General features: G+C 67.3%; 25 protein-coding genes. 14 read left to right on the top strand and 11 right to left on the bottom strand.

Features of this window, described 5'->3' with window-relative positions:
• Positions 1 to 7: 7 nt before the first annotated feature.
• On the top strand, positions 8 to 2,386 hold the full coding sequence (locus tag R0145_RS07995) for an ABC transporter permease (RefSeq protein WP_317839835.1): 2,379 nt from the start codon (positions 8 to 10) through the stop codon (positions 2,384 to 2,386).
• Between the two features lie 130 nt (positions 2,387 to 2,516).
• A complete protein-coding gene (locus tag R0145_RS07990; RefSeq protein ID WP_317839834.1) occupies positions 2,517 to 2,828 on the top strand; it encodes a putative quinol monooxygenase in 312 nt (103 codons plus the stop codon).
• Positions 2,829 to 2,872: 44 nt separating this feature from the next.
• On the opposite strand, the gene R0145_RS07985 is transcribed toward R0145_RS07990, so the two are convergent.
• Positions 2,873 to 3,124, bottom strand: a complete 252-nt coding sequence (locus R0145_RS07985) for a DNA alkylation repair protein (RefSeq protein WP_317839833.1) — start codon at positions 3,122 to 3,124, stop codon at positions 2,873 to 2,875.
• 176 nt (positions 3,125 to 3,300) lie between these two features.
• Here R0145_RS07985 and R0145_RS18400 point away from each other — a divergent pair, with 176 nt between their 5' ends.
• Complete coding sequence (locus R0145_RS18400) at positions 3,301 to 3,438, top strand: helix-turn-helix domain-containing protein (RefSeq protein ID WP_411742087.1); 138 nt, start codon at positions 3,301 to 3,303, stop codon at positions 3,436 to 3,438.
• Here R0145_RS18400 and R0145_RS07980 read toward each other — a convergent pair.
• The gene (locus R0145_RS07980; RefSeq protein ID WP_317839832.1) at positions 3,424 to 4,542 is read right to left on the bottom strand and encodes an SPFH domain-containing protein; all 1,119 of its coding nucleotides are present in this window, start codon (positions 4,540 to 4,542) and stop codon (positions 3,424 to 3,426) included. The genes R0145_RS18400 and R0145_RS07980 overlap by 15 nt on opposite strands.
• Positions 4,543 to 4,587: 45 nt before the next feature.
• A complete protein-coding gene (locus tag R0145_RS07975; RefSeq protein WP_317839831.1) occupies positions 4,588 to 5,025 on the bottom strand; it encodes an NfeD family protein in 438 nt (145 codons plus the stop codon).
• Between the two features lie 180 nt (positions 5,026 to 5,205).
• Between R0145_RS07975 and R0145_RS07970 the strand changes: the two genes are divergently transcribed.
• A complete protein-coding gene (locus R0145_RS07970; protein WP_317839830.1) occupies positions 5,206 to 5,673 on the top strand; it encodes a hypothetical protein in 468 nt (155 codons plus the stop codon).
• 43 nt (positions 5,674 to 5,716) lie between these two features.
• Here the strand turns inward: R0145_RS07970 and R0145_RS07965 are convergent, their stop codons facing one another.
• Positions 5,717 to 6,280: a DUF664 domain-containing protein gene (locus tag R0145_RS07965; RefSeq protein ID WP_317839829.1), complete on the bottom strand. Its 564-nt coding sequence runs from the start codon at positions 6,278 to 6,280 to the stop codon at positions 5,717 to 5,719.
• Positions 6,281 to 6,422: 142 nt separating this feature from the next.
• Here R0145_RS07965 and R0145_RS07960 point away from each other — a divergent pair, with 142 nt between their 5' ends.
• The gene (locus tag R0145_RS07960) at positions 6,423 to 6,893 is read left to right on the top strand and encodes a transglutaminase family protein (protein WP_317839828.1); all 471 of its coding nucleotides are present in this window, start codon (positions 6,423 to 6,425) and stop codon (positions 6,891 to 6,893) included.
• Here R0145_RS07960 and R0145_RS07955 read toward each other — a convergent pair.
• The 4 genes from R0145_RS07955 to R0145_RS07940 all read right to left on the bottom strand — a co-directional run bounded on the left by R0145_RS07955 (position 6,859) and on the right by R0145_RS07940 (position 10,447).
• Complete coding sequence (locus tag R0145_RS07955; RefSeq protein WP_317840187.1) at positions 6,859 to 7,116, bottom strand: Txe/YoeB family addiction module toxin; 258 nt, start codon at positions 7,114 to 7,116, stop codon at positions 6,859 to 6,861. The genes R0145_RS07960 and R0145_RS07955 overlap by 35 nt on opposite strands.
• Position 7,117: 1 nt before the next feature.
• Complete coding sequence (locus R0145_RS07950; protein WP_317839827.1) at positions 7,118 to 7,387, bottom strand: type II toxin-antitoxin system prevent-host-death family antitoxin; 270 nt, start codon at positions 7,385 to 7,387, stop codon at positions 7,118 to 7,120.
• A gap of 225 nt (positions 7,388 to 7,612) precedes the next feature.
• Positions 7,613 to 9,343: an endo alpha-1,4 polygalactosaminidase gene (locus tag R0145_RS07945; RefSeq protein WP_317839826.1), complete on the bottom strand. Its 1,731-nt coding sequence runs from the start codon at positions 9,341 to 9,343 to the stop codon at positions 7,613 to 7,615.
• A 318-nt stretch (positions 9,344 to 9,661) separates the two neighbouring features.
• Entirely contained in the window at positions 9,662 to 10,447 is a 786-nt protein-coding gene (locus tag R0145_RS07940) for a DeoR/GlpR family DNA-binding transcription regulator (protein ID WP_317839825.1), read from the bottom strand.
• Between the two features lie 507 nt (positions 10,448 to 10,954).
• Between R0145_RS07940 and R0145_RS07935 the strand changes: the two genes are divergently transcribed.
• The 5 genes from R0145_RS07935 (at position 10,955) to R0145_RS07915 (ending at position 16,698) form a co-directional block, all read left to right on the top strand.
• Positions 10,955 to 11,659, top strand: coding sequence for a glucose-6-phosphate isomerase family protein (locus R0145_RS07935; protein ID WP_317839824.1), 705 nt, complete (start codon positions 10,955 to 10,957; stop codon positions 11,657 to 11,659).
• 1 nt (position 11,660) lies between these two features.
• The gene (gene hxlA / locus R0145_RS07930) at positions 11,661 to 12,296 is read left to right on the top strand and encodes a 3-hexulose-6-phosphate synthase (RefSeq protein ID WP_317839823.1); all 636 of its coding nucleotides are present in this window, start codon (positions 11,661 to 11,663) and stop codon (positions 12,294 to 12,296) included.
• Entirely contained in the window at positions 12,289 to 12,861 is a 573-nt protein-coding gene (hxlB, locus tag R0145_RS07925) for a 6-phospho-3-hexuloisomerase (RefSeq protein ID WP_317839821.1), read from the top strand. Before hxlA ends, hxlB begins: the two co-directional genes overlap by 8 nt.
• A 38-nt stretch (positions 12,862 to 12,899) precedes the next feature.
• The gene (locus R0145_RS07920) at positions 12,900 to 14,840 is read left to right on the top strand and encodes a glucose PTS transporter subunit IIA (RefSeq protein WP_317839820.1); all 1,941 of its coding nucleotides are present in this window, start codon (positions 12,900 to 12,902) and stop codon (positions 14,838 to 14,840) included.
• A gap of 1,192 nt (positions 14,841 to 16,032) precedes the next feature.
• Positions 16,033 to 16,698, top strand: coding sequence for a hypothetical protein (locus R0145_RS07915; RefSeq protein WP_317839819.1), 666 nt, complete (start codon positions 16,033 to 16,035; stop codon positions 16,696 to 16,698).
• Position 16,699: 1 nt separating this feature from the next.
• Here the strand turns inward: R0145_RS07915 and R0145_RS07910 are convergent, their stop codons facing one another.
• A complete protein-coding gene (locus R0145_RS07910; protein ID WP_317839818.1) occupies positions 16,700 to 17,152 on the bottom strand; it encodes a hypothetical protein in 453 nt (150 codons plus the stop codon).
• A 195-nt stretch (positions 17,153 to 17,347) separates the two neighbouring features.
• Here R0145_RS07910 and R0145_RS07905 point away from each other — a divergent pair, with 195 nt between their 5' ends.
• Together R0145_RS07905 and R0145_RS07900 are read left to right on the top strand one after the other, a co-directional pair.
• Entirely contained in the window at positions 17,348 to 17,605 is a 258-nt protein-coding gene (locus tag R0145_RS07905; RefSeq protein WP_317839817.1) for a type II toxin-antitoxin system prevent-host-death family antitoxin, read from the top strand.
• Positions 17,602 to 18,015, top strand: a complete 414-nt coding sequence (locus tag R0145_RS07900; RefSeq protein WP_317839816.1) for a type II toxin-antitoxin system VapC family toxin — start codon at positions 17,602 to 17,604, stop codon at positions 18,013 to 18,015. Before R0145_RS07905 ends, R0145_RS07900 begins: the two co-directional genes overlap by 4 nt.
• Before the next feature lie 104 nt (positions 18,016 to 18,119).
• Here R0145_RS07900 and R0145_RS07895 read toward each other — a convergent pair whose 3' ends face one another.
• Positions 18,120 to 18,545 carry a hypothetical protein gene (locus R0145_RS07895; RefSeq protein ID WP_317839815.1) on the bottom strand — a complete coding sequence of 142 codons (426 nt, stop codon included), beginning with the start codon at positions 18,543 to 18,545 and terminating at the stop codon, positions 18,120 to 18,122.
• 108 nt (positions 18,546 to 18,653) lie between these two features.
• Here R0145_RS07895 and R0145_RS07890 point away from each other — a divergent pair, with 108 nt between their 5' ends.
• Positions 18,654 to 19,667 (top strand): Gfo/Idh/MocA family oxidoreductase, encoded by a 1,014-nt coding sequence (locus tag R0145_RS07890; protein ID WP_317839813.1) that lies wholly within the window; start codon positions 18,654 to 18,656, stop codon positions 19,665 to 19,667.
• Positions 19,668 to 19,713: 46 nt separating this feature from the next.
• On the opposite strand, the gene R0145_RS07885 is transcribed toward R0145_RS07890, so the two are convergent.
• The gene (locus tag R0145_RS07885; protein WP_317839812.1) at positions 19,714 to 22,575 is read right to left on the bottom strand and encodes a cation-transporting P-type ATPase; all 2,862 of its coding nucleotides are present in this window, start codon (positions 22,573 to 22,575) and stop codon (positions 19,714 to 19,716) included.
• Between the two features lie 216 nt (positions 22,576 to 22,791).
• Here R0145_RS07885 and R0145_RS07880 point away from each other — a divergent pair, with 216 nt between their 5' ends.
• Positions 22,792 to 23,241: a DUF4870 domain-containing protein gene (locus tag R0145_RS07880; RefSeq protein WP_317839811.1), complete on the top strand. Its 450-nt coding sequence runs from the start codon at positions 22,792 to 22,794 to the stop codon at positions 23,239 to 23,241.
• The last annotated feature ends 61 nt before the right edge of the window (positions 23,242 to 23,302 follow it).

The raw sequence follows: 23,302 nt of genomic DNA, 5'->3' as shown, positions 1-23,302 counted from the left end.
CCCGACCATGACCACCGCGCCCCTCCTGCTCACCGTGCGCCGCAACTGGCGCGGGTTCCGTGCCACCTGGGCGCGCTGGACCGCCATCGTCGTGCTGTTGACCATCGGTCTGGGCGTCGTGGTCGGGCTGCTGACCTCGGCCACCGCGACCTTGCGGGGGATCGACCGTGGCGCCCGCGCCGGGCAGCTCGCCGACGGTACGGTGATCACCGAGGTCCCGCTGACGACCGGCCAACTTGCCGACGCCGAGGCCGTGGGTGCCCGGATCGCGGCCACCCCGTACGTGGATGTGCCCGGCCGCTCGGGCGGGGTGGACACGACCGTCCGGGCGTTCCGCTCCGACCAGGCGCTCAGCCGGCCCACCCTCGACACCGGCACACTGCCGGCCGGCCCCGGCGAGGTGATGGTCGAGAAGCAACACGCGGCCGCCCACGGTCTCCGGGTGGGGGACACGGTCACGGTGGACGGCCGCCCGCTGCGGATCAGCGGGATCGGCAGCCTGCCCGACTACGCACTGGCCAGCCCCCAACTCGGCCAGACCAGTGACCCGGCACGGTTCGCCCTGATGGTGCTGACGCCTCCCGCCTTCGAGGCGCTGGCGGCGGCGCACCCGCGCGATGTGGTGTCGGCGTACGGCTACCGGCTGGCCGGAGCCACCGAGGCCCAGCTGCGCGAGCACCTGCAGCAGATCCCGCTCGACCCCCAGCGGGCCGCCGATCCGTACGTCGCGCGGGCCGTGGCGGCGGCCGGACAGGCGGGGGTGCCACTGGAATATCCGGTGATGTCGCTGTTCCTGCCGGCCCACGACAACCCCCGGATCACCGGAGCCGTCGATGATGCGCGCACCACCTCGGTGGTCACGCTGGTGACGACGGTGCTGATGATGCTGCTCGTCGCGTACGTCCTCGGGGAGTTCTCCCGGGACCGGATCCTGCGCGACGCGGTGGTCATCGGGACGCAGACGGCGATGGGGACCAGCGGATCCGCTCTGCTGCGCTACTACCTGGTCCTGCCGGTGGCCATCACCGCGCTCGGCTCGCTGCTGGGGACGATCCTGGGCCGCCAGTTGGCGCCGTCGCTGGACATCGTCACCGGCTACTACTCGTTCCCGGCCGTCCCGGTCGAGCCGTCCGCGCAGATCGTGGCCGCGGCCATCGGGGTCCCGGTCGGCGTAGTGGCGCTGGTGAACGTCGTGGTCGTGCGCCGCGCCCTGAGCCGCCCGGCCCAGGAGCTGCTGCGTCCCCAGGTGATGGCGAGCCCGTTGCTGCCGCTGCGCCTGGAACGGCTGTCGTTCGTGACGATGTTCCGGCTCCGGCAGGCGCTGCGGACGGTGGGCAGCTACCTGCTGATCGTGGCCGGTCTCTTCCTGTGCACGCTGCTGATGGTGTTCGGGCTGGGGATGCGCAGCTCGATGAACAGCTATCTGGACCGGGCCGAGACCGACCTCAGCTTCCACGACTACTACACGCTGCGGTTCCCCGACCTGGCTCGGCTGCCCGCCGACGCCCATCCTGCCGTCGCGGTCCCGATGCAGGTGCTCGGCGATGACGGGCGGCCGGGGAAGACGCTGACCGTCCTCGGGGTGCCGGCCGACAACCCGTACTTCCCGGCCGTGGTGAGCGGGCTGGGGGAGCACGAGCTGGTGTTGTCCCGGGCGGCGGCCCAGAAGTACCAGCTCGGCGTGGGGGACACGATCGCGCTCAGCGACGGCACCACGCTCAACTGGGCCTTCCGGATCGTGGGGATCGCCGACTACACCACCGGCGCCTTCGGCTTCACCACTCCCGCCCACGCCCAGGCGCTGCTGGACCCGGCGATCCCCGTCGCCGCCGAACGGATGAGCGCCGCCGACGGGGGAGCGAACGTCGCGTACTACAACGCGCTGTTCGCCGACCATCCGCTGGACCTCGACCCCGACCGGGTGGCCACCCACAGCACGCGCCAGGAGATGCTGGCGGGCGTCGCCACCTTCAATGCGCTGCTGTCCCGCATCGTCACGCTGGTCACCGGGTCGTCGATGCTCATCCTGGTCGTGGTGCTGTACGTGCTCATCCGGATGGTCGTCGCCCGGCAGCGGTACTCGATCTCCCTGCTGAAGGCCCTCGGCTACAGCGACCGCCAGGTCGGCCGGCTCTACCTCGACAACTATCTGTGGCTGGTGGTCGGCAGCATGGCCCTGGCCATCCCCGTCTCGGTGGCGATCATGAGCCAGGTCTGGCGGCTGATGACCAGCCACCTGCCGATCGGCATCCCGTTCCTCGTCACGCCGGGTGACGTCGCGGTGATGGCCGGGCTGGCGCTGGGGGCGTACGCGGTCGTACGACTCGCCACCTCCCAGGACACCCGGTCGGTGTCGGTCACCGAGGTGCTGAAGTTCCGGGAGTGAGCGGCGACGCCGGACGATGGCCCTGCGCCGGTGCGGGCCAAGGGGCGCCGCTGGGGGCGCTCGGCCAGGGGCGTAGCGTCGAGCCGACGCCGCCGTCCGGAGTCGGATGCGGCAGACAAGGAGAATCCAGATGACCGTCGTCGTCACCGCCGTCTTCCATCCGCTCCCCGGCCGCAAGGCCGACCTGGTGACCGCCATGCGGGCCGGGATCGAGGCGGTCCACGGTGAGGAGGGTTGCGAGCTCTACGCGATCCACGACGCCGAGGACGGGACGGTCACCATGATCGAGAAGTGGGCGAGCGCGGAGGCGTTGGACGTGCACTCGCGGGGCGCGGGCGTCGGTGTCCTGAACGGTGACGTCGCGGCTCTGATCGCCGAGCCCACCACGGTCACGCGGATGACGCCGCTCCCGATGGGGACCGATGGACAGGGTCAGCTCTGATCCGGAAGGCTGAGCCAGGTCCTCCTCACCGGGCGCGACAGGGCTCACGCACTAGGACTTCTCCTCCTGCCGGCGTACCATCTCGGTGATAGTGCCAGCAGCCGGGCCGCGCTGTCGCCGGTCACCCACAGTCGGCGAGCAAGATCCGGCTGGATCTTCAGCCGCTTCGCCACGGCCCGGAGCTTGGTGAGGTTGACGCCGTGGTCGTCACCGTGGCGCTCGTTGACCTCACGGATCTTCGGGTCCGCGAGGTCGGCCAGTTCCGCCATCACGTCGGCCACCGACGTCTCCGTCACATCAGCTCCTGTCTGTGCGTGCAGTGTCCGGTCCGACCCACCAGGGGGCAAAAGACGGGCGCGATCAGAGCGATCACCCGGCGCACCCACGGCCCATCGTAGGCACCAGCCTGTCGAGGGTAGTCACCACTGTCACACCTCGCCGATAGCCTCGAAGCAATGGAGGGAGGCGCACCGTGGCCGATTGGACCGTGGAGACCAACTTTGGGCCGGAACACATATCAATCGAGAATGGGCGCGGCAATCCGACTCTCGAGACCCTCGCACGCCTCGCCGCAGCACTCGGCCAGAAGCTGGTGCTACAGCCCGACTGACCCGCCGGGCGCCTCCCGCTCCGCCGCTGCTGCCTCGGCCCTGGCGTCGTCGACCGCTGCGCGGGCCATCTCGGCCACCCGCTCCGCGGAGGGAGCGACATCGTAGGCGGGCTGCGCCCCAGCGGTCAACGCGGGCGGGGCACCTTCGCCCGCATCGTTCTGTTCGCCCTGCTCGCCGGGCTCCGCGTCTGGTCGGCCGGCGGTCTCCACGTTCTGTGGGCGGGGCACGGCAAGGGAGCGGTCGCCGAACGCCTCGGTGACGGTCTGGATCGCCTTGGTCAGCTCACCAGGGATGACCCACAGCGTGTTGTTGTCCCCCTCGGCGAGCTGAGGCAGCACTTCGAGGTACTTGTACGCCAGCACCTTCGGGTCGGCGTCGTTGCGATGAACGGCCTGGAACACCAGGTCGATCGCCTTCGCCTCACCGTCGGCGCGCAGGATCGCGGCCTGCTGGTCACCCTGCGCCTCGAGGATCGACTGCTGTCGGGTGCCCTCGGCAGTGAGGATCTTCGACTGTCGCTCGCCCTCCGCATGCAGGATCGCCGCACGCTTGTCCCGCTCGGCCCGCATCTGCTTCTCCATCGCCTCCTTGATGGTCGGCGGCGGGTCGATGGCCTTGATCTCCACCCGGTTGACCCGGATGCCCCACTTGCCGGTCGCGTCGTCGAGGACCGTACGCAACTGCGCGTTGATCTCCTCCCGCGAGGTCAACGTACGCTCCAGGTCCATGCTGCCGATCACATTGCGCAGCGTCGTCACGGTGAGCTGATCGATGGCCTGCAGGTAGTTCGCCACCTCGTAGACCGCGGCGCGCGGCTCGGTGATCTGGTAATAGAGCACCGTGTCGATGTTCACCACCAGATTGTCCTCGGTGATCACCGGCTGCGGGGGTGAGGTGAACACCTGCTCACGGATGTCCAGCCGGCTGTTGACCCGGTCGACCAGCGGCACGATGAAGTTCAGGCCAGGCTGGAGCGTCGCCCGGTAGCGGCCGAAGCGCTCGATGATGTAGCGGCGCGCCTGGGGCACGACCCGTACGCTCCCGACGACGAGGAAAGCCACCAGGATCGCTGCGATAATGATCGGTACCAGCACCCATTCCATTGCACTCCACCTCTGTTCGCTCCGGCTGTCACATCATGCCGGCTGTCACGGCAGCAACTCGCGGGGGTAGACGACCGCCCGCGCGCCCTCGATCTCCAGGACCTCGACCGTGGTCCCCGCGGCGATCACCTGTGACTCGTCGTAGGAGCGGGCGGACCACTCCTCCCCGGCCAGCTTGATCAGTCCGGCCTGCGCGCTGACGTCCTTCAGGACCACCGCGGTGCGGCCGACCAGTGCCTCGGCGCCCTCGCGGGACAGCGGGGGAGTCTTCATCTGCCGGCGGGCGATCGGGCGTACAACCAGCAAGCCGAGCACTCCGGAGACCGCGAAGGCGAGGACTTGCGCCAGCAATCCGCCCCCGACCCCGGCCGCCACCGCCGCGACGAGCGCCGCCACCGCGAGCAGCCCGAAGGCCAGGGTGAGGGTGAAGATCTCGGCGGCACCAAGCGCGACCGCCAAGATCAACCACAGGATCCACGGCATGACATCAGCCTCCCCGCTGAGGGCGTACCTCCAATCTACCGGAGCGGAGTAATGGCGACCGACGGGGCGGCGGTGGCCTGGTGACGCGGCTCACCTCGGAAGTTGCTGCACCGGGTCGCGAGACCGGCCCCGGAATGCGACGCTCTCGGAGCCGAACATTTCGTCGAGAGGAACCCGGACATGGATCAGATCGGCATCGAAGAGGACCCGGACGGCGAGTGGCCGCTCCCCACAGCGCACCCCGCCTTCCAACAGCACTTCACCGATCCTGTCTACGACGATCCGGCGGGCGAGTTCGCCCCGTTCGGCACTGACGAGGGTGCCGACCTGCTGGACGAGTGGGCCGACCGGCGTGACGAGATCGCCGACTTCACCGTGGCGGACCTGCTGGGGGAGAGCGGCTTCGAGGGGGCCCTCGACGATCTCGATCTTCCCGACGGGGGAGAGGACGTGCCGGAGCCGGGAGGGCCGATCGACGCGGCGACCATCGTGGTCGGAGCGGCCTTCACGCTGCTCCGGCTCACCGGCCGGATCGACCCGGCGGGACGCGAGGCCGCGTTGCGGGCGCTGGGAGTCCTCGAAGAAGCGTACGGTCCGATGCCGGAGTTGGAACGCCAGCACGCCGACCTCGACGCCTGGCGCGGCTGAGGCGGTTGGTGCGTGCTGCGAGGATGCTGACCCAACCGCTTCCTCACGCCCTCGGGCGCGGGACCGAGGCGAGTTCCTGCACAACATCGAACTGACCTGCATGGCGCGCGTACTCCACCAGGACGTGGAAACAGATCCACTCGAGGGTGGGTGGGTCCGCGGTGAACCGTCCGCCGAGACGAGCGCGGGCGTCCAAGCCGTGGCCGTCCATCACAGCGCGCGTTCGCAGGCCCATGCGTCGTAGGTCCGTGGCCAGCTCCTCCGCAGTCACCTCGCTGCCGACCGTCCACCGAGGGACGACCCCGTCGGGCGACTGCCCACCGGAGGGGGCGACATTCCAGTCGCCCCACGGCCCGGACACCTGCTCGCCGAGGAAGCCCCACACGAACCACCGCTGCTCCATGTGCAGGAGGTGACTGAGCAGCTCGATGGGGGACCAACCGCTGGGCAAGCGCGACAGACGGTGCTCGGACTCCGGAAGCCCCAGAACGCCGTCGATGATCTCCTCACGCATCCAGTCGAGGTAGTCTGCCCACCGCTCGGCGCCGGCGCGCCCGTGCAGTGGGGGTTCTCCCGCGGTGCGGCTCGAACGCTGGTCTTCTGGCACGAAGGCAGACTACGCATCGGTCATGTCAGCAGTCATGATGATGGACATGCCGAGGCTCGGGTTCCTCCACACCGCCGATATCGACGCGCCGGCGCACGATGCTGACCTCACGTCCACGATTCGTGAAGGGTAGGTGGTGGGTATGTCCCACCCACGACTCCAGGCCGTGCCGCCGCGTGACTATCTCGATCCGGATGAGTTCGTCCAGAGCGACCACACGGCGGTGCGGACGCTGGAGGAGGAGCTCCGAGCCGGCCATGCCTCGGACGTCACGTTCGCTCGGGCCACGTTCGAATGGGTACGTGACAAGGTGAGCCATTCGTATGATGTCCACGACCCTCGCGTGACGCTCAGTGCTTCCGAGGTGCTCCGAGAACGAGTCGGACTCTGCTACGCGAAGTCGCACCTGCTGGCCGCAGTATTACGGAGCCAGGGCATTCCCACCGGACTGTGCTATCAACGCGTGGGCGACCCGACGAGCGGCCACGTCATTCACGGACTGGTGGCGATCCATCTGGACGACACCTGGCATCGGCAGGACCCGGACCCCCGCGGCAACAAGCAACGCAGGGGGTGCCTCAGCCGTAGTGGTACCGGCAGGCAGCGATCCTGACCTCGTTGCCAGCGACCTTGTAGACCAATCGGTGTTCGTCGGTGATGCGCCGTAACCAGTAACCGGCGAAGTCATGCTTGAGTGCCTCGGGTTTGCCGATCCCCTCGGTCCCGTTGCGTTGGATGTCCGCCAGGAGGGCGTTGATTCGCTTGAGTACGCGCCGATCCTGCGCCTGCCACCACAGGTAGTCTTGCCAGGCGTTCTCATCCCAAACCAGTAGCACCTCAGTCCGCTTCCGTCTCTGTCCCCACGAGATCGTGTTGCTCACCGCGACCGTCTTCCAGTCGCTCCATCGCATCGAAGAGACGTCGCGCGTTGGCGGGAGAGCGCATCAGGTAGGCGGTCTCCCGTAGTGACTCGTAGTCCGCCAGGGACAGGATCACCACGGGATCGTGCCCGGCACGAGTAATGACCACTTCCTCGCGGTCGTTGACGACAGCATCTAGGACCTCGGCATAGCGGGCCCTGGACTCGGTGTAACTCATCGTCTTCATCCGACACTTCCTGTACAGAAAAGTGTACATCATCTCGCCAAGTCGAACGGCTCCAGTTATTGGTAGAAGCCATCCGGCCCGACTCGACCAGGTTCCTTGGCCGGTCCGGACGCGGGCGATGGCGGTGTCGACATCCTCACCGCTGATGTCATCCGGGACGCCAACCGGCCGCACAACCGCAACGCGATCATCCGCCTCGTCAGCGCGCCGTGCCGTCGACCAGGCTCAGGGACACACCTGCCGCCATGCGCCGAGGTCGAGCTTCTTGAGCATCGACGAGAAGCCGAGTCCCTTCGTGGTTGCACAGAACTTGGTGACGGGCACGTTGTACTCCACGTGCAGCACCGCCTTGTTCTGCCGGATGAACGGAGTGAAGGCCGCGCATTCGCCGTACTCGTAGCACTGCTCGACGACCGCGAAGTCGAAATCGTTGACCAGATTGCCGACCAGATCGGGGGTGTTCTTCAGGCCGATGGACAGGCCGCGCTGGTGGGCCAGCGCCGCCAGCATCCGGTTGTAGGCGATCTGCTGGGTGCTGGTGATGGGGAACCCGGTCTTGTTCGAGTAGCCGTCGACGTTGTCGGCCTCGATCGCGTCGAAGCCCTTGTCCTTGCACATCTGGAAGCGCTTCTCCATGATCGGTTTCAGCGCGTCCAGCTGCCGGACGTCGAGCCAGCGCTCTCCCGGCCACCCGTCCATCGCGCTGCCCAGCACCTTCGAGGGGAAGGTGCCGGCATCGGATCGCCAGTTCTCGTAGCTCCCGGCGTCGATGTAGCAGATCGCTCGGCGACCCTGCTGGTGCAGCTTGGTGATCGTGTCCTTCGAGACATCGAAGCCGTCGACGTCGTAGACGGCCGCGTCGACGCTGAGATCAACGGTTCCGGTGAGCTGCCATTGCCAGGTCGTTCCCTTGGCGGGCCGCCACAGCGCGATCGTGGTTGCCGGCGCGGTGGTGTCCGCCGGTGACGGTGTCGGAGCCGCCGCCGGCGAGGGCGCGGCGGTGCTGGCGGCCGGCAAAGGCGACGCCGAGGCAGAGCTCGGCGCCGATGGCGCGGACGAAACAGCACCCGTCGGCGTGGACGATGCGGTGGCCGGACTCGCCGTCAGACTGTTCCCGGCGCCTGGTTGGGCGGTGGTGTCCCGGGCCGCGATGTCGGCGCTGACTTTGTCCCGCTCGGCGGTCAGGTCCTGGTAGGCCTGGTTGTTCTTCGCCACCTCGGCCTTCGCCGACGCCTCCGCCTGCTGGTCGGCCGCCACCGCGGCGGCCACCGTGCGCTGCTGGTCGGCCTGGGTCGCCCGCAGCTGCGTCAGAGCAGCCAGTGACTGGACCGATGCCGCGCGGTCGGCGGCGACCTTCGCAGTCGCCCGAGTCTGCGCCTCCTGGGCGGTCTCGAGTTGCGTCTGCAACTGGTGGAGCCGGTCGAGCTGGGCCTGGGTGGAGCCCAGCATCGTGGTCGACAGCTGGATCCGCGTCTGCAGCTCAGCGGTGGACCCCTGCTGGACCAGCACCGCCAGGCCCATCAGGTTGTGCTGCTGCTGTACCTGATCCCGGGCGATCTCGCCGACCGCCGCACGCTGGCCGTCGATCACCAGTCGGCTGGCCTCGACTGCCGCGTTGGCAGCGTCGAGGGCCGCCTGGGCGGACGTCAGTTGATCGGCGAGCCGGGCATCCGTCGCCGTCGCCGCGGTGACCTTGTCCTGAGTCGCGGCGAGGGCCGCCTGCACAGCAGCAAGCTCGTCCTGCGAACTCTTCAGCCGGGCCAGTGCGTCGTCGAGCCGTTTCGTGGACTCGTCCACCGACGCGCTCGCGGTGTCGATCTGTGTCGTCAACTGGTGTTCGCGGTCGTCGAGCTGGTCGGCAGAAGCCGGCAACCCGTACCCCAGACCCAGCGCGGCGACAAGGCCGACGGCAGCCGCCCGAAGGCCCCATCGACGACTCTGTGGTGTCGTGGTCACTGTTCCTCCCATGTCCCTCGGCACGCGAGTTCCCCCGCCACACCCGCGACTTGTTGTGGTGGCGATCAACTGGGGAATGATAGGAATGATGGAAATGCACCACCAGGACAATGGCAAGCAGACGATCGTCGATGCCGCCATCAACGGCGATTTCGGGGCGAAGTCTGTAGTGAGACTTCAGTCCTTGAGAGGTCGACACCGCGAGTCGGTCGACACCACCGGGGCTGCCACGACGCGCATCCGACGGCTGCTCACACAGAGCGCCAGTTGCGCGTCCTCAGGCCATAGTGCCAGCTCTGTCGCCAAGCCCTGGGCGGGTCAGGACTCACTTTGGTCAGCCAGCAGGATCGTCGTGCCGGCGTCGGTGCACCACTCCTCGACCTCAGACGTCTCGGTGTCGGTCACCAAGACATCAATCTGATCCAGCCCACAGACTCCGACATAATCGGTGTACCCGAACTTGCTGCTGTCCAGGGCAACTATCACCTGTCGTGCCCTCTGAATGATCGCCTGCTTCACCTGAGACTCGGCGATGTCTGCGACGGTGATGCCGTCAGCGGTGAGACCGCCAGCACCGATCACAGCAACGTCCAGGGTGAACTTACGGGCGTTGTCGATCGCCACAGGACCAACCAGCGACCCGCTGAGCACGCGCAGTTGACCACCCAGCAGGGTGTGCCGGATTCCTGGCCTCTCGGCCATAATACGGGCCACCCCGATGGCGCTGGTCAGCACGTTGATGTCAGGAGTCGTGATGGCGTCAGCGACCATCTCGAGAGTGGTGCCGTTGTCGAGGAAGACTGACAGACCGGGAGAGATCAGTGAGGCGATCTTCTGCGCGATCGCCAGCTTCGCCTCCCGGTGTTGAGAGACCCGTTCCTGTGGGGGCTGCTCCGGCCGGGACTCGACCGCGATCGCACCGCCGTGCGTTCGTTTGAGCAGGCCGCGCGCTTGCAGTGCACCCAGGTCCTTGCGGATGGTCTGCTCTGAAACACCGAAGGAATCGACCAGATCGGTCGACCGCACTCCCCCCTGCACCGCGACCGTTTCGGCGATCAGGCGTCGCCGTTCTTCGGCGAACGCAGGCCGGTCACTCCCATTCATGGGATCAGTCTAGCGGAGTGACGCACTCCACACGTAGAGAACCGCACCTGAACGAAAGCTCCAGCTATCCAACGCGGGCAGTCCCGCCCGACCTCAGTCCCGCGCCAACGCGGCCGATCGGCCGTACCAGAGAGGCTGTCGGACTCAATCCGCAGGCAAACGAATGCCAGGTGACCTACTTCACGGGCGCTTGGGATTGCAAACGAAAGTTCGTCACGCTACCGTGAGGTTGCGTTTGAGAGCGAATAATTTCGGTGCGGCCGGGCGGGTTGGTGCTCCGGTTGGTTGCGCTCCGAGCGCCCACACGGTGCGCAGCCAACCATCCGCATCGAAGGCACCGTCCGGCAAGCACACAGGTCCAGGAGCACGAGGAGAACGAACATGGACACGCAAGTAACTCGGGTCGAGGCGTCCGGCCTCCCAATCGATTTTGATCGTCAGAAGCAGGTTCTTCGGTTTGTGGACGGACTCACTTGCGCCGGTAGCAGCTTCAAGAAAGCCGGGCAGATGCGCAACCTCTTGTTTGACGCGAGGGACCTGGACGAAGAAGAGCCGTACTACGGAGCCTACCGGGACATCTGCTTCGACAATGATCGTCAAAAGTTCCTCGACCAGGACACTCGCTACGACATCACTGCTATCCGTCCAGGCACCATCAACGGGGAGTTCAAGAAGACCTCCGGACACTTCCACGGTTACATCCCCGGCACCTCGTACACCTACCCCGAGGTGTACGAGGTGCTGCAGGGTCGAGCGGCCTTCGTCATGCAGAAGTCCACCAACAACGACAAGGACGAGGAGCTGCGCGTCGACGAGGTACGCATCGTGGTCGTCGAGAGGGGGCAGTCCATCGTGATCCCGCCCTTCTACGGGCACGGATCGATCAACATCGGTGACGACATGCTGCTGTTCTCGAACCTGGCCATCGCGAGTTGCCCACTGGACTACGAGTCCGTCGCCAGTCGGCACGGGCTGGCGTACTTCCTGGTCGAGGCAGACAACGCGGACGGCTTCGAGGCGGTCCCGAACCCCAACTATGTCGGCCTGCCCCCGGCTACCGTCGTCCGCCCCACCGAGAACCCCGCGCTGGGCATCACCTTCGGAAAGCCCAGCTATCAGTCCTATGTCGAGGATCCCAAGGTCTTCGCCTACCTGTCTGATCCCACGACCCAGTTAGCCGACATCGACAGCCTCACGAACCCGGAGAACTGACATGAAGCTGCAACTTGCCTACGACGTGTCCAGCCTGCCCAAGGCGGTGGCGATTGCTGCCGCCCTACACGACGTGATCGACGTCTTCGAGGTCGGTACACCGTTGATCATAAAAGAGGGCACAGCACCGATTCGGGCACTGAAGGAGGCTTTCCCCGACCTGTGCGTCCTGGCCGATGCGAAGATTGTCGACGGCGGTGAGGGGGAGTGCCGGGATATCTGCGAGGCCGGCGCCGACATCATCACCGTGCTGGCGTATGCCGCGGACGAGACCATCGCAGAGGTCGTCCGAGTCGCCCACGAGCACGGACGCACTGTGATGGCCGACCTGATCGGCGTGCGTGACATCGCCGGCCGGGCCGCCCAACTGCTCGCCCTGGACGTGGACCTGATCGGCGTCCACACCGCCTATGACGTCCAGAAACTCGGCCGGACCCCGCTGAGAGACCTGACCGACCTGGTTGCCGCCGTCCCGGCCGAGCGCGCCACGGTGGCCGGCGGCGTCAAGCTCGAGACCGTCAAGGACTACGCAGCCCTGCATCCGGGCACGATCATCGCCGGAAGCGCGCTCTACAACGCCGACGATCCCCGCGCTGCGGCTCTCGCCATGAAGCAGGAGATCGAGCGTCATGCCTGAGACTCGTGGAATCGTGGCCACCGCCAGGGCGGGTGCCCTGCAGCTGGCCGACTGCCTGAGCGGCGTCGACGAGGCCGCTCTCGATCAGCTCTACGACGCGATCGTGTCTGCCCACGCGATCTTCGTCGCCGGCGCAGGCCGGTCGATGCTGATGCTACGTCCGTTCGCGATGCGGCTGATGCACGTGGGCCTGACCAGCTTTGTCGTGGGTGACACCACCACGCCGGCCTTCCAGACAGATGACCTGCTGATCGTGGCGTCCGGCTCGGGGTCGACCAAGAGCGTCGTCACCACGGCGTCCACCGTGAAGAAGCTGGGCGGCAAGGTCGCTGCGTTCACCATCAGGTCCGAGTCCGCGCTGGGAGAACTGGCCGACGTCGTCGTCGCCATCCCCGCCTACTCCGACAAGGGAGGGTTCGAGAAGGCAGCCCGTCCTGTTCTCATCGGCGGAGGGCTGTTCGAGCAGAGCGTCCTGTTCTTGGGTGACGCGCTCATCGTGCCACTCGCTGCCGAGAGGGGCATCTCCACCGATGTTGCCTTCCCGCTACACGCAAACCTCGAGTGAGTCACTGAACTCACACTGTGTTGGCAAAGGAGCCAATCGTGAAGTACGACCAGTTGGTGACAGGGGTCATCGAGAACATCGGCGGGGACAAGAACCTCGCGCTGGCGGACCATTGTGCGACCCGAATGCGCCTGGCGCTCAAGGATCCCGCCAGGCTGAACATGGACGCCCTGCGAGCCGTGCCCGGGGTGCTCGGCGTCCGCTCGCTGAATGAGAACGAGGTGCAGGTCATCGTCGGCACCGACGTGCTGAATGTCTACTCGGAGTTCGTCAAGAAGGCCAAGTACACGGGGCCCAGTGGGGCAGTGGCCGTCGGCGGCGCGGCGAAGGCTAGGCCCACCACCGCCGGCGGCTGGGCCAAGTACGTCGGCAACGCCATCCTGGCCTACCTCAGCGGGACGGTCCGCCCGGTGATCCCGATCTTCCTCACCTCGGGTCTATTACTGGCGTTTCTCACCGTCCTCACCAACTTCCTGGGTGTGTCCTCCGACAGCGGCACCTTCAAGGTGCTCAACGCCGCGGCCATGGCCGGTTTCACCTTCGTGCCGATCGCGTTGGGCTGGTCGGCGGCCAGCACCCTGAAGGTCGAGCCGGCGCTGGGAGCCTTGCTGGGCTCAGTGCTGGTCTACCCACAGATCTCCGGCGCCACTGGGCTTGACTTCCTCGGAGTCCCGGTGCACACGATGACCTACACGGGCTCGTTTCTGCCGATCGTCATCAGCGTGCCGGTGCTGGCGGTGGTGTACAAGTTCCTGCAAGACAAGATCCCGCAGGCCATCCGATATTTCATGCTGCCGCTGCTGACTATGCTGATCGCGATCCCGATGACGCTGATCGTGTTGGGCCCGATCAGCGACTGGGTGGGCTCGGGCTTCGCGGTGTCGCTGAACTGGCTCGGTGAACACTTCCGTCTGGGGGCCTCGGCTCTGTGGGCTGCGTTCTGCCCGATCGGTATCGTCACGGGGATCGACAAGGCGGTGCTGTTCGGCTTCGAAACACCGATCATGCTCAAGACCGGCTATGACAATCTGTTCTTCCCTGGCGCACTGGCAGGCAACGCCGCCATCGGTGGCGCCGCCCTGGCGGTGTTCATGCTCAGCAGGTCGGTCAACACGAGGTCCGTCGCCAGCTCGAGCGGTGTCACTGCCATCCTGGGCATCACTGAGCCGGCCCTGTACGGCATCCTGATTCCCTTCCGGACGCCGATGATCGGTGCCATGCTCGGTGCAGCCGTGGGAGGTGTCTTTGGGGCCATCTTCGACCTCAAGCAATACCAGCCGGTCGGCCCCGGCCTGATGACCAGCGCCATCTACATCGAGCCTGGCGGCGGCATGTGGAACTTCTGGATCGCCATCGCCACCATCGCCGTGTCGACCATCGCGGGCTTCACCATCACCACTGCTCTCAGCGCGAAGAAACGTGGGCAGTACACGGACGATGCGATCACCACTCCCAGCACGACCAATCCCGCGGCCACCGGAGCCGGTCCGGTGACGGCGGGCACCGCCGGCGGCGTTGGCGTTCTCGCCCGGCAGGTGCTGATAGCGTCCCCGGTGGCCGGCAGCGTGGTTCCCCTGTCAGGGGTCTCCGATCCGATGTTCGCGGAGGAGAAGCTCGGCATGGGCGTTGCCGTGAAGCCCACCGATGGAGAGGTGCGGTCGCCGGTAACCGGCTCAGTCGTGGTGGTCATGCCCCACGCGTACGGGCTCAAGACCGATGAGGGGGTGGAGGTACTCGTGCACGTCGGCATCGATACCAACCGACTCAAGGGCGACGGCTTCACCACTAGGGTCAAGAAGGGGGACCGAGTGCAGACCGGTGGCTCTTTGGGCTCCTTCGACATCGCAAGGATCACCAAGGACGGGCTCGATCCGACCGTGATCGTCGTGGTCACCAACTCCAGCGCCTACGAATCAATCGAGGTGATTGGCGCCGGTAGTGTTACGGCGGGCGAGCCGTTACTGAGCGTGGCCGCCTGACCTTCCACTCAAGACTGTGCGAGTGCCCATCCCGGATCGTCAGGATGGGCACTGGCGCAGTCGCCACAATCGGGGCTGGCGGCAACGCACCGAAGCTGTTCTGACATAATGTGCATTATCGGACATGTGCTGGTGGAGGCAAGGAGTCCATGGATCTGGCGCAATCGCGGCGCATTGCGCAGACCGGCGCACGTTCTCGAGGCGATGATCGACTCCTGACCGCCCGGGTGTGTGGTCGCACGACCACAGTCGTCGTGGCAGGCGCTGGGCACACTCGATACGTTCCCGTGGGCCAAGGACTCCGTCGATACGCCTCGGCGCGGGCAGACCTGCTTCGACTCGAGCACCGCGACGCGCACCACCGACCCACCGACCCACCGACGTAACCTCGGTCGCGTCCTGAGTATCCCGTTCGCCGACGCGACTATCCGAGCAGACTCTCTTCACGACCTGTCGTTGTGGCAGCGACAGGAAGAGATCTGGGCCAATCCGGAAGCTGGCGCAGTCCGGTATTGACATTCCGGCTCACCATCACCTCGCCACCGATCACTCCCCGTCCATGTCGCTTCAATGACAGTACACCCTTCATTGTTGTTGCCACGCTGCAATTCCCCACCTGAATATGAACTTGACATTCGCGTAACTTGTTGACATCCTGCCATTGTCATTCAAAGTGGGCTACTGGGATGACAGATGGGTGGCAGCATCCGGGCGGATGGCTGCTCCCGGCCAGGCCAAGTCCGATCGGTCCGGCGGCAAGGGTCTCGGTGCTGACTGCCTGTCGTCCTCCACTGGCGGTCAGCGGTGGCCAGTCTGCTGTCGGCCGACGGAGGCCCGGCAACGATGGGACACCCAAGCCAGGTCTGGGCCACATCCTGTCGCCCAGAAGCCTGTCACAGGCAGGGCTCGGTCCCCCCGGTCCCCGCGGTCCTGCCCAGTGGGAATCGGTGCGACGTCCAGCCCGCGCCAGCAGCTTGGTGTACACGGTCCCGGAGTGTTCCGAGAACGCGCCGGGTCAGCGGAGAGTGAGCTTGTCCTCCACTCCTGCCATATGTCCACGTGTCATTCAGACGGTTACCATCTGACAGTATCGAGATGGCATTTGACATCCTGTTTCATGTGTGGGCATGCTTTCATCAACATCGGTGGCAATCAGGCGCCAAGACTGATGACACCTCGAAGGATGGCGGCCGTGGGCGACAGCAGATACGACGTGATTTCGATGCTCGCGACCGGCGGCGGGCTGTACTCCCGGCATGTCACCCTGTCAGATGGTGCGACGTGCCTTGTCAGCTACAGACTCTCTGACCTTCAACAGGTCGGCGCCGTACGGTTCCCTTCTCCCTTGGCGATCGAACTCGACATGCCGAGGGCCGACCGCCCGCACCTGGTCATCAGATCAGAACTCGTGAACGGCAAGATCGCCGCCACTGAGCTGACCATGACGGCACGACCTGGTCAGACAGTCTCCCCCATTGCCATGGCTGAGGCCACCAACATCGACAGGTGGCTCGGCGAACTTTGGCAGCTCCTCGGCCTGCCGAACATCGTCGAGACGGAGGTGGCCAGCGTTCCCGCCGCCCTGGACGCCACGCCCCTGGCCGATGAACAGAGCAGCACAATGACGCGGCACGGACTCGACGACGCGGAGGCGCTCTCCCCCGAGCGGCATCCACGGATCGCGGCGAGGGGCAGGCGGGGCGGGCGAGTACTCCCGGATGACCACTACCGCCTGGTTGCTGACGTGTGGCGCCAGCAAGGTATGCAGGCTGTGCAGGCCAGGTGGAACAGGTCGTACGAGACCGCCGCGCGATGGGTCCGCAAGGCCCGCAAACTTGGCTTCATCACCGAGGAGTGACTCAGTCCTCCGCGGACCGGATTCCGGACCAGACATCGACGTCGCACGCTCCAGTGTCGCGGTCCCCGGCGGCGACTGCCCGCCCGTCCTTCCGGAGGCCGACCGTGTGGAGGTGCCCGGCGGCGATGTCGATGAGGCCGGTCCAATCGTCAACTGAACACTGCCCGCGTCGGTTGTTCCCGACCGCCACCGCCAGGACGTCACGCCACCCGGCGACGGCGCACTGGCCGTCGCCGTTCCACCCGGTCGCGAGCACAGTCCTGTCGGATCGAAGCCCGACCGTATGGGACCTTCCCGTGTTCATCGCCGTGTGGACGTTGCCAGTAGCAACGGCGACTATGTCTTCCCAGGATTCGACGAGGCATTCGCCCGTGGCATTGTTGCCCACGGCGACAACCGTCCCGTCGCAACGACGTGCGACGGAGTGCCGCCGTCCGGCCGCCAGTGCGGACATGAATGCTCGCCTTCGCTCGCGGCCGCGCTGGTCAGCTGATGCCATCAGACTGCGGCGATGCTGACGTCGTCCCGCCGCTGCGGGTGAATCTCCTGAAGCTCCTGCACCCGCAGCAGGCTAGTCCACCCGGCCGCCACGTCCTGCGCTGACGATCTTGAGCTACGCAAGTGCTACGCAGCGTGACACGATGGTGGCATGCGCACGATCTCCCAGCGGGAACTCCGCAACGACAACGCCGAGGTCATCCGCGCGGTTGAAGCCGGCGAGTCCTTCCTGGTCACCAAGAACGGCGCGCCCGTCGCCGTCCTCAAGCCAGCCACCGAGGCCGAACTGTCCACGGGGCTCCCGCTGGCACGGGCCGCCCGACGCAAGGTCGACTTCCGGACTTGGCCACGCGTCACCAGCACGATCACCAGCAAGGAGATCCTCGACGATCTGAGAGATGAGCGTTGAGCGCCTCTGCTGTGCCGGTCTCGCCCCGCTGGTACCTCGATACGTCCGCGGCCCTCAAGCTCCTCGTCAACGAGACCGAGTCCGAGGCACTCGCTGCGGCGATCACCACCGCGAACGCAGATCTGTGTGGCTCCAGGCTCCTGGAGACCGAGCTGCGCAGGGCCGCCCACCGAAACCCCGCCCTGCATCAGGACCGGGTCACCGCCTTCCTCGACGTCATCGATCTCTACGAACTTCCGGCAGCCATCTTCCGCCACGCCGGCCTGTTACCCGGCGTGCATCTCCGCTCGCTCGACGCTCTGCACCTTGTCGCCGCCATCGCACTGGACGTCGACGCAATGCTGTCCTACGACACTCGCCTGACCGAATCGGCCCAGAGCGTCGGCCTCGCCACTCTCGCTCCCTCCTGACCCGCCTTTGCTCGCCCGCGAAGTCCGCGGCCGCGCGGGCGTGCACGGTGGGAGTCGCCATCGTGACCCAGAACGATCTCACCGCGCGCCGCCGGCTCGGCCCTTCAGCTCTCCGACTTTGAGTGTGGGCCGCCCCCTGGGGGCTTCTTCCCGATGAGCAGATATCGCCAGAACAACAGGCGCTTGACGTGGACACCTGGCAGGACGGTGGAAGCCACCCGAGAGACTTCGGGAGTCGACAGCGGCGGATCCAGCACGACGGGCATCCCACGGTGACCGGGCTCCTTCGGGTGGCCATGGCCCGTTCCCAGCGCTCTGCCCACCAAGAACCCCACCCCTAGGACCCGATGCCCGACTGCCGCGGCGAGCTCGAGCGGCCATTCGTGGCGCAGATCGCGTCGAGGCAGCGCAACAGCCGCCAGAACGCCGCCGGGTCGCAAGGCATCGGCCAGTCGAGGAAGGACCACGCCGAGCGGCAGCTGGCGCAGCAGCAATTGCTGGTAGTAGGCGTTGTGATCCCAATCGAGCACGACCCGACTCTAGGTGACACCGACGACCACCGTCGGAAACTCCCCGACTCCCACTCGCACCGGATCCCGTACGACACTGAGTCTGACGCACCCACAAGGGAGTAAGGCATGAAGAGAATCGCGCTCATCGGCACCGGGAGGATCGGGACGCACCACGCGCGGACCCTGGCCCGCGAGGTCGCCGGGATCGAGCTGGCCGTGCTGGCCGATCCCGCCTCACCGACCCTGGAACGCCTGGCCGCAGATCTGGCGGTTCCGGCGGCCACCCGCGACCCGCTGTCGGTCGCCGCCGACGACAGCATTGACGCCGTGGTGATCGCCTCACCGACGGCGACCCACGTGGAGCTCATCGAGGCCTTCGCCGCTGCCGGCAAGGACATCTTCACCGAGAAGCCGATCGCCCTGACAGTGGCGGACGCGAAGCGCGCGATCGCGGCGACCGACGCTGCCGGCGTGGTCCTCCAGGTCGGGTTCAACCGCCGGTTCGCCGAGTCCTGGACCCGGGCCGAGCAGCTGGTCGCCGAGGGTGCGGTGGGGAGGGTCCAGCGCCTGCACTCCATCACCCGTGATCCGGGCCCGTACGGCGCCGATCCGGCCCGCGTTCCGGCCGGCACCATCTTCACCGAGACACTGATCCACGACTTTGACATCCTCAACTGGTTCAACGCCGGCTCCGAGCCGGTCGACGTCTATGCCGTCGCCGATGCCCTGGTCCGTCCCGACGCCAAGGACACCGGGTTCCAGGACAGCGCCGTGGTCGTCATCCGCTACGCCAACGGCGCGCTGGCCACCGCGGAAGCCTCGTTCTCCGCGATGTACGGCTATGACCTGCGCGGTGAGGTGTTCGGCTCGGCCGGCATGGTCCAGATGGGCCAGCTCGCCGCCACCGCCGCCCGGCTCTACGACGCCGCCGGGGGTCACACGGGCACCGCCGGCACCGACACGTCGCGGTTCCACGAGGCGTACCGGACCGAGTTCCAGACCTTCGCCGACGTCCTCCACGGCGCAGATACCGACTATCCCGAGGGCACAGACGGCCTACGGGCACAGCTCGTGGCCACCGCCGCCATCCGCTCGGCCGCCGAGGGTCGCCCGGTCCGCATCGCGGAGGTCGACCAGTGAGCACGAGTCCCTCCCCCAGCCGCCTGCGCGGACATGCTCGCGCCGGTCATGCCGCCGGGGTGGCCCGGGCGTCCAGCCGCCGCCGGACGATCCACCGACGCAACTCGTCCAGCAGCACCATCACCACCGGCAGCACGGCCAACGCCGCCCAGTCCGCCGGTAGTAGTGGGGCGGTGCCGAAGACGTCCTGGAGCAGCGGTACGTAGCTGAGCGCGGCCAGCAGCAGGATCTCCACCACGATGCCCAACACGATCCGGCGGTTGGAGAAGATCCCGATCACCCACAGCGAGGCGTGGGTGGTGCGGCAGCCGAGCACCGCACCGATCTGGCAGAAGATGATCGCGGCGAGCGTCATCGTGGTGGCCCGGGCGTACAGTTCCCCCTCGGCCGCGAACGGGACCGCCGGCCAGCCGTTGACGACGTTGACCAGCAGATAGCCGACGAGTGCGAAGACGGCCTCCAGCAGGCCGTACCAGCCGAACGCCAGGCCGAGCACCCGCCGGTCCATCAGCCGCTGGGTCCGCGGTCGGGGCGGGCGGTCCATCACGTCGGACTCGGGTCGTTCGGTGCCCAGGCCGAGGGCCGGCAGCAGGTCGGTGCCGAGATCGATGGTGAGGATCTGCATCACCGTCAACGGCAGCGGGACGAGGCCACGCGACATCAGGAACACCGCCGACGGGGCCGCCTCCGCCATGTTGCTGGTCAGGATGTAGGTGAGGAACTTGCGGATGTTGTCGTAGACGCCCCTCCCTTCGTCGATCGCCTTCACGATCGACGCGAAATGGTCGTCGGTGAGGATCATGTCGGCGGCTTCCTTCGACACGTCCGTGCCGGTGCGGCCCATCGCGATCCCGATGTCGGCCTTCTTCAGGGCGGGCGCGTCGTTGACGCCGTCCCCGGTGACGGCGACGATCTCCCCCATCGACTGCAGGGTGGCGACGACCCGGTACTTCTGCTCGGGGGCGACCCGGGCGAAGATCAGCTCCCCGCGCAGCGCCGCGACCAGGTCCTCGTCGGACATCTCGGCCAGCTCGGTCCCCGAGACCACCCGCACCTCGTCGCCCCGGACGATGCCGATGCTGCGGGCAATCGACTCGGCGGTCAGGCCGTAGTCGCCGGTGATCATGATGATCCGGATGCGAGCCCGGTGACAGGTGGCCACCGCCTCGGCGATCCCCTCCCGGGGCGGGTCCTCCATCGCCACCAGACCGAGGAAGGTCAGTTCCCGTTCGACGTCGTCGATCGTGTACCCGGCGGGGTCGGCCGCGGCGTCGACCGTACGCACCGCGACGGCCAGCACCCGCAGTCCGAGCCGGGCGAAGCCGTCGTTGGCGGCGGTGATCTCGGCTCGGTCGGCCTCGGTCAGCTCCCGGCGGATCCCGTCGCGGACGATCCACGAGCACAGCGGTGGCACGCTCTGCGGCGCTCCCTTGACGTACGCCAGCCGGCGTCCGTCCACCTGGTGGATCGTCGTCATCCGCTTGCGTCGGGAGTCGAACGGCAGTTCCCGGACCCGCGGATGGTCATGGCGCAGGGCCGTCGGGTCCAGACCGGCCTTGGCGGCCACGACGAGCAGACACGCCTCGGTCGGGTCGCCATGGACGACCCATCGGGATTCGTCCGGGCCCGGTGGGCGCACCATGCTGTTGTTGCACAGGCCGGCCACCTCGAGGAGCGTACGCAGCGCGGGGTCGGTCGTGGCCGCGACAGCACCATCGGGGACAGCGTCTCCGTTGCTGGCACTGTCTCCGGTGCCGGTGTCGTCCCCGGTTCCGGGGGGCTCCGCCCGGCGGATCTCGCCCACCGGCGCATACCCGCGCCCGCCGACCGTGTACCAGACCCCCGGCACCCACAGCCGGGTGACGGTCATCTCGTTCTGCGTCAACGTGCCGGTCTTGTCCGAACAGATCACCGTGGTGCAGCCCAGGGTCTCCACCGACGACAGCTTCTTCACCAGGGCGTTGCGCCGGACCATCCGCTGGACCGCCATCGCCAGCGACAGGGTCACGGTCGGCAACAACCCCTCGGGGATGAACGCGACGACCATCCCCAGTCCGAACACGAACGCCTGCGCCCACGGCTCACCGACGAACAGCACCGCCACCACGACGAACAGCGCGCCCAGGCCGAGCGCCAACACCGACAACTGCCGGGTCAGCCGCCCCAGTTCCTTCTGCAGCGGGCTCGGCTCCTCCCGCACCGACTGGGTGAGGTCGGCGATCCGGCCGAACTCGGTGTCCATCCCGGTGGCGGTCACCACCGCCCGGCCGTCGCCGTTGATCACGCTCGTCCCGGCGAAGACCATGTTGTGCAGCTGGGCCGCCGGCAGATCCTCGGCGATCGGCCCGGCGTTCTTGTGCACGGGGCGGGATTCGCCGCTGAGGGTGGACTGGTCCACCTGCAGCTCACTGGCCTCGACCAACCGGGCGTCGGCCCCGATCCGGTCGCCCTCCGCGATGGCCAGCAGATCGCCGGGCACCAGGTCCTGAGTCGGCACCTCCTGCAGCTCGCCGTCGCGGACCACCGTGGCATGGGTGGACAGCATCTTCTTGAGTTCCTCGGTGGCCCGTTCCGCGCGGTACTCCTGCCAGAACCCGAAAACCCCGTTGACGACGTTCACCACGAAGATGGCGATCCCGAGCTCGACGATCCCGGCCACCAGCGCCACCAGTCCCCCGGCCCACAGCAGGAGGGCCATCGGGCTGGTGAACTCGGCGGCGAAGACGAGCACCATCGGCCGGCGCGCCTGTTCGCGGATCAGGTTGGGGCCGTGCCGGGCCAACAGTTCGGCGGCCTGCGACGACGTGAGTCCCTCCTCGCCGGGCCCGAACGTGCGCAGGGCGGCGTCCGCGGTGAGCCGGTGCACGCCCTCGACCGTGGACGTCCTGGACCGTGTGCTTGCGTCCATCGTCGCCACTCCTCGACCGGACGTACGACCCGTCTCCCGGGCGTACGCCCCCGCCTCCTCACTGTAGTCCCCGACCCGGGCCGGATCCTCCGGTCGGCACAGCAGACATCGTCGGGCACCGCGCGGCGCAGGACCGCCCGGGCCCGACCCCGACCGCCCCCGGAATCCACCCCCGGCAGTGACCGGTTCGACACCTCGCCGGGTCACCATGGACGCATGCAGACCAACCCGTACGGCACCGGCCCGTCCGCCACCCCGCCCTACTCCGCCCGCCCGTACGACCCCACCATCGGGCACTCCCCCACGATGACGACCGGCGAGGAGCGTACGGTCGCCACCCTGGCCCACCTGTCGGCGATCATCGCGATGATCGTCAGCGTCGGCTGGCTCAGCTTCGTCGGCCCACTCATCGTCTGGTTCGTCTACAAGGACCGCAGCGACTTCGTCCGCAACGCCGCCGCCGGAGCGTTCAACTTCAACGTCTGGGCCTGGGTGATGAACGTGGTCGCCTGGATCATGCTGTTCACCATCGTCCTCGCCCCGGTCGCGGTGGTGCTGTGGATCGTCGCCGGCATCATGACCCTGTGGTGCCACATCCGCGGCGCGATCCTCGCCAACCGCGGGGAGCTCTACCGCTACCCGGCCACCATCGGCCTGCTCCAGTGACGCCCCGGGCCGCCGCGCGGACGTCGCGAGGACGGCAGCCCACTCCGGGAGACACGCTCTA

The organism is Raineyella sp. W15-4, assembly GCF_033170155.1.
GTDB lineage: Bacteria > Actinomycetota > Actinomycetes > Propionibacteriales > Propionibacteriaceae > Raineyella.
Note: the sequence above shows the minus strand (reverse complement) of the source record. Positions and strands in the feature narration are given on the sequence as shown.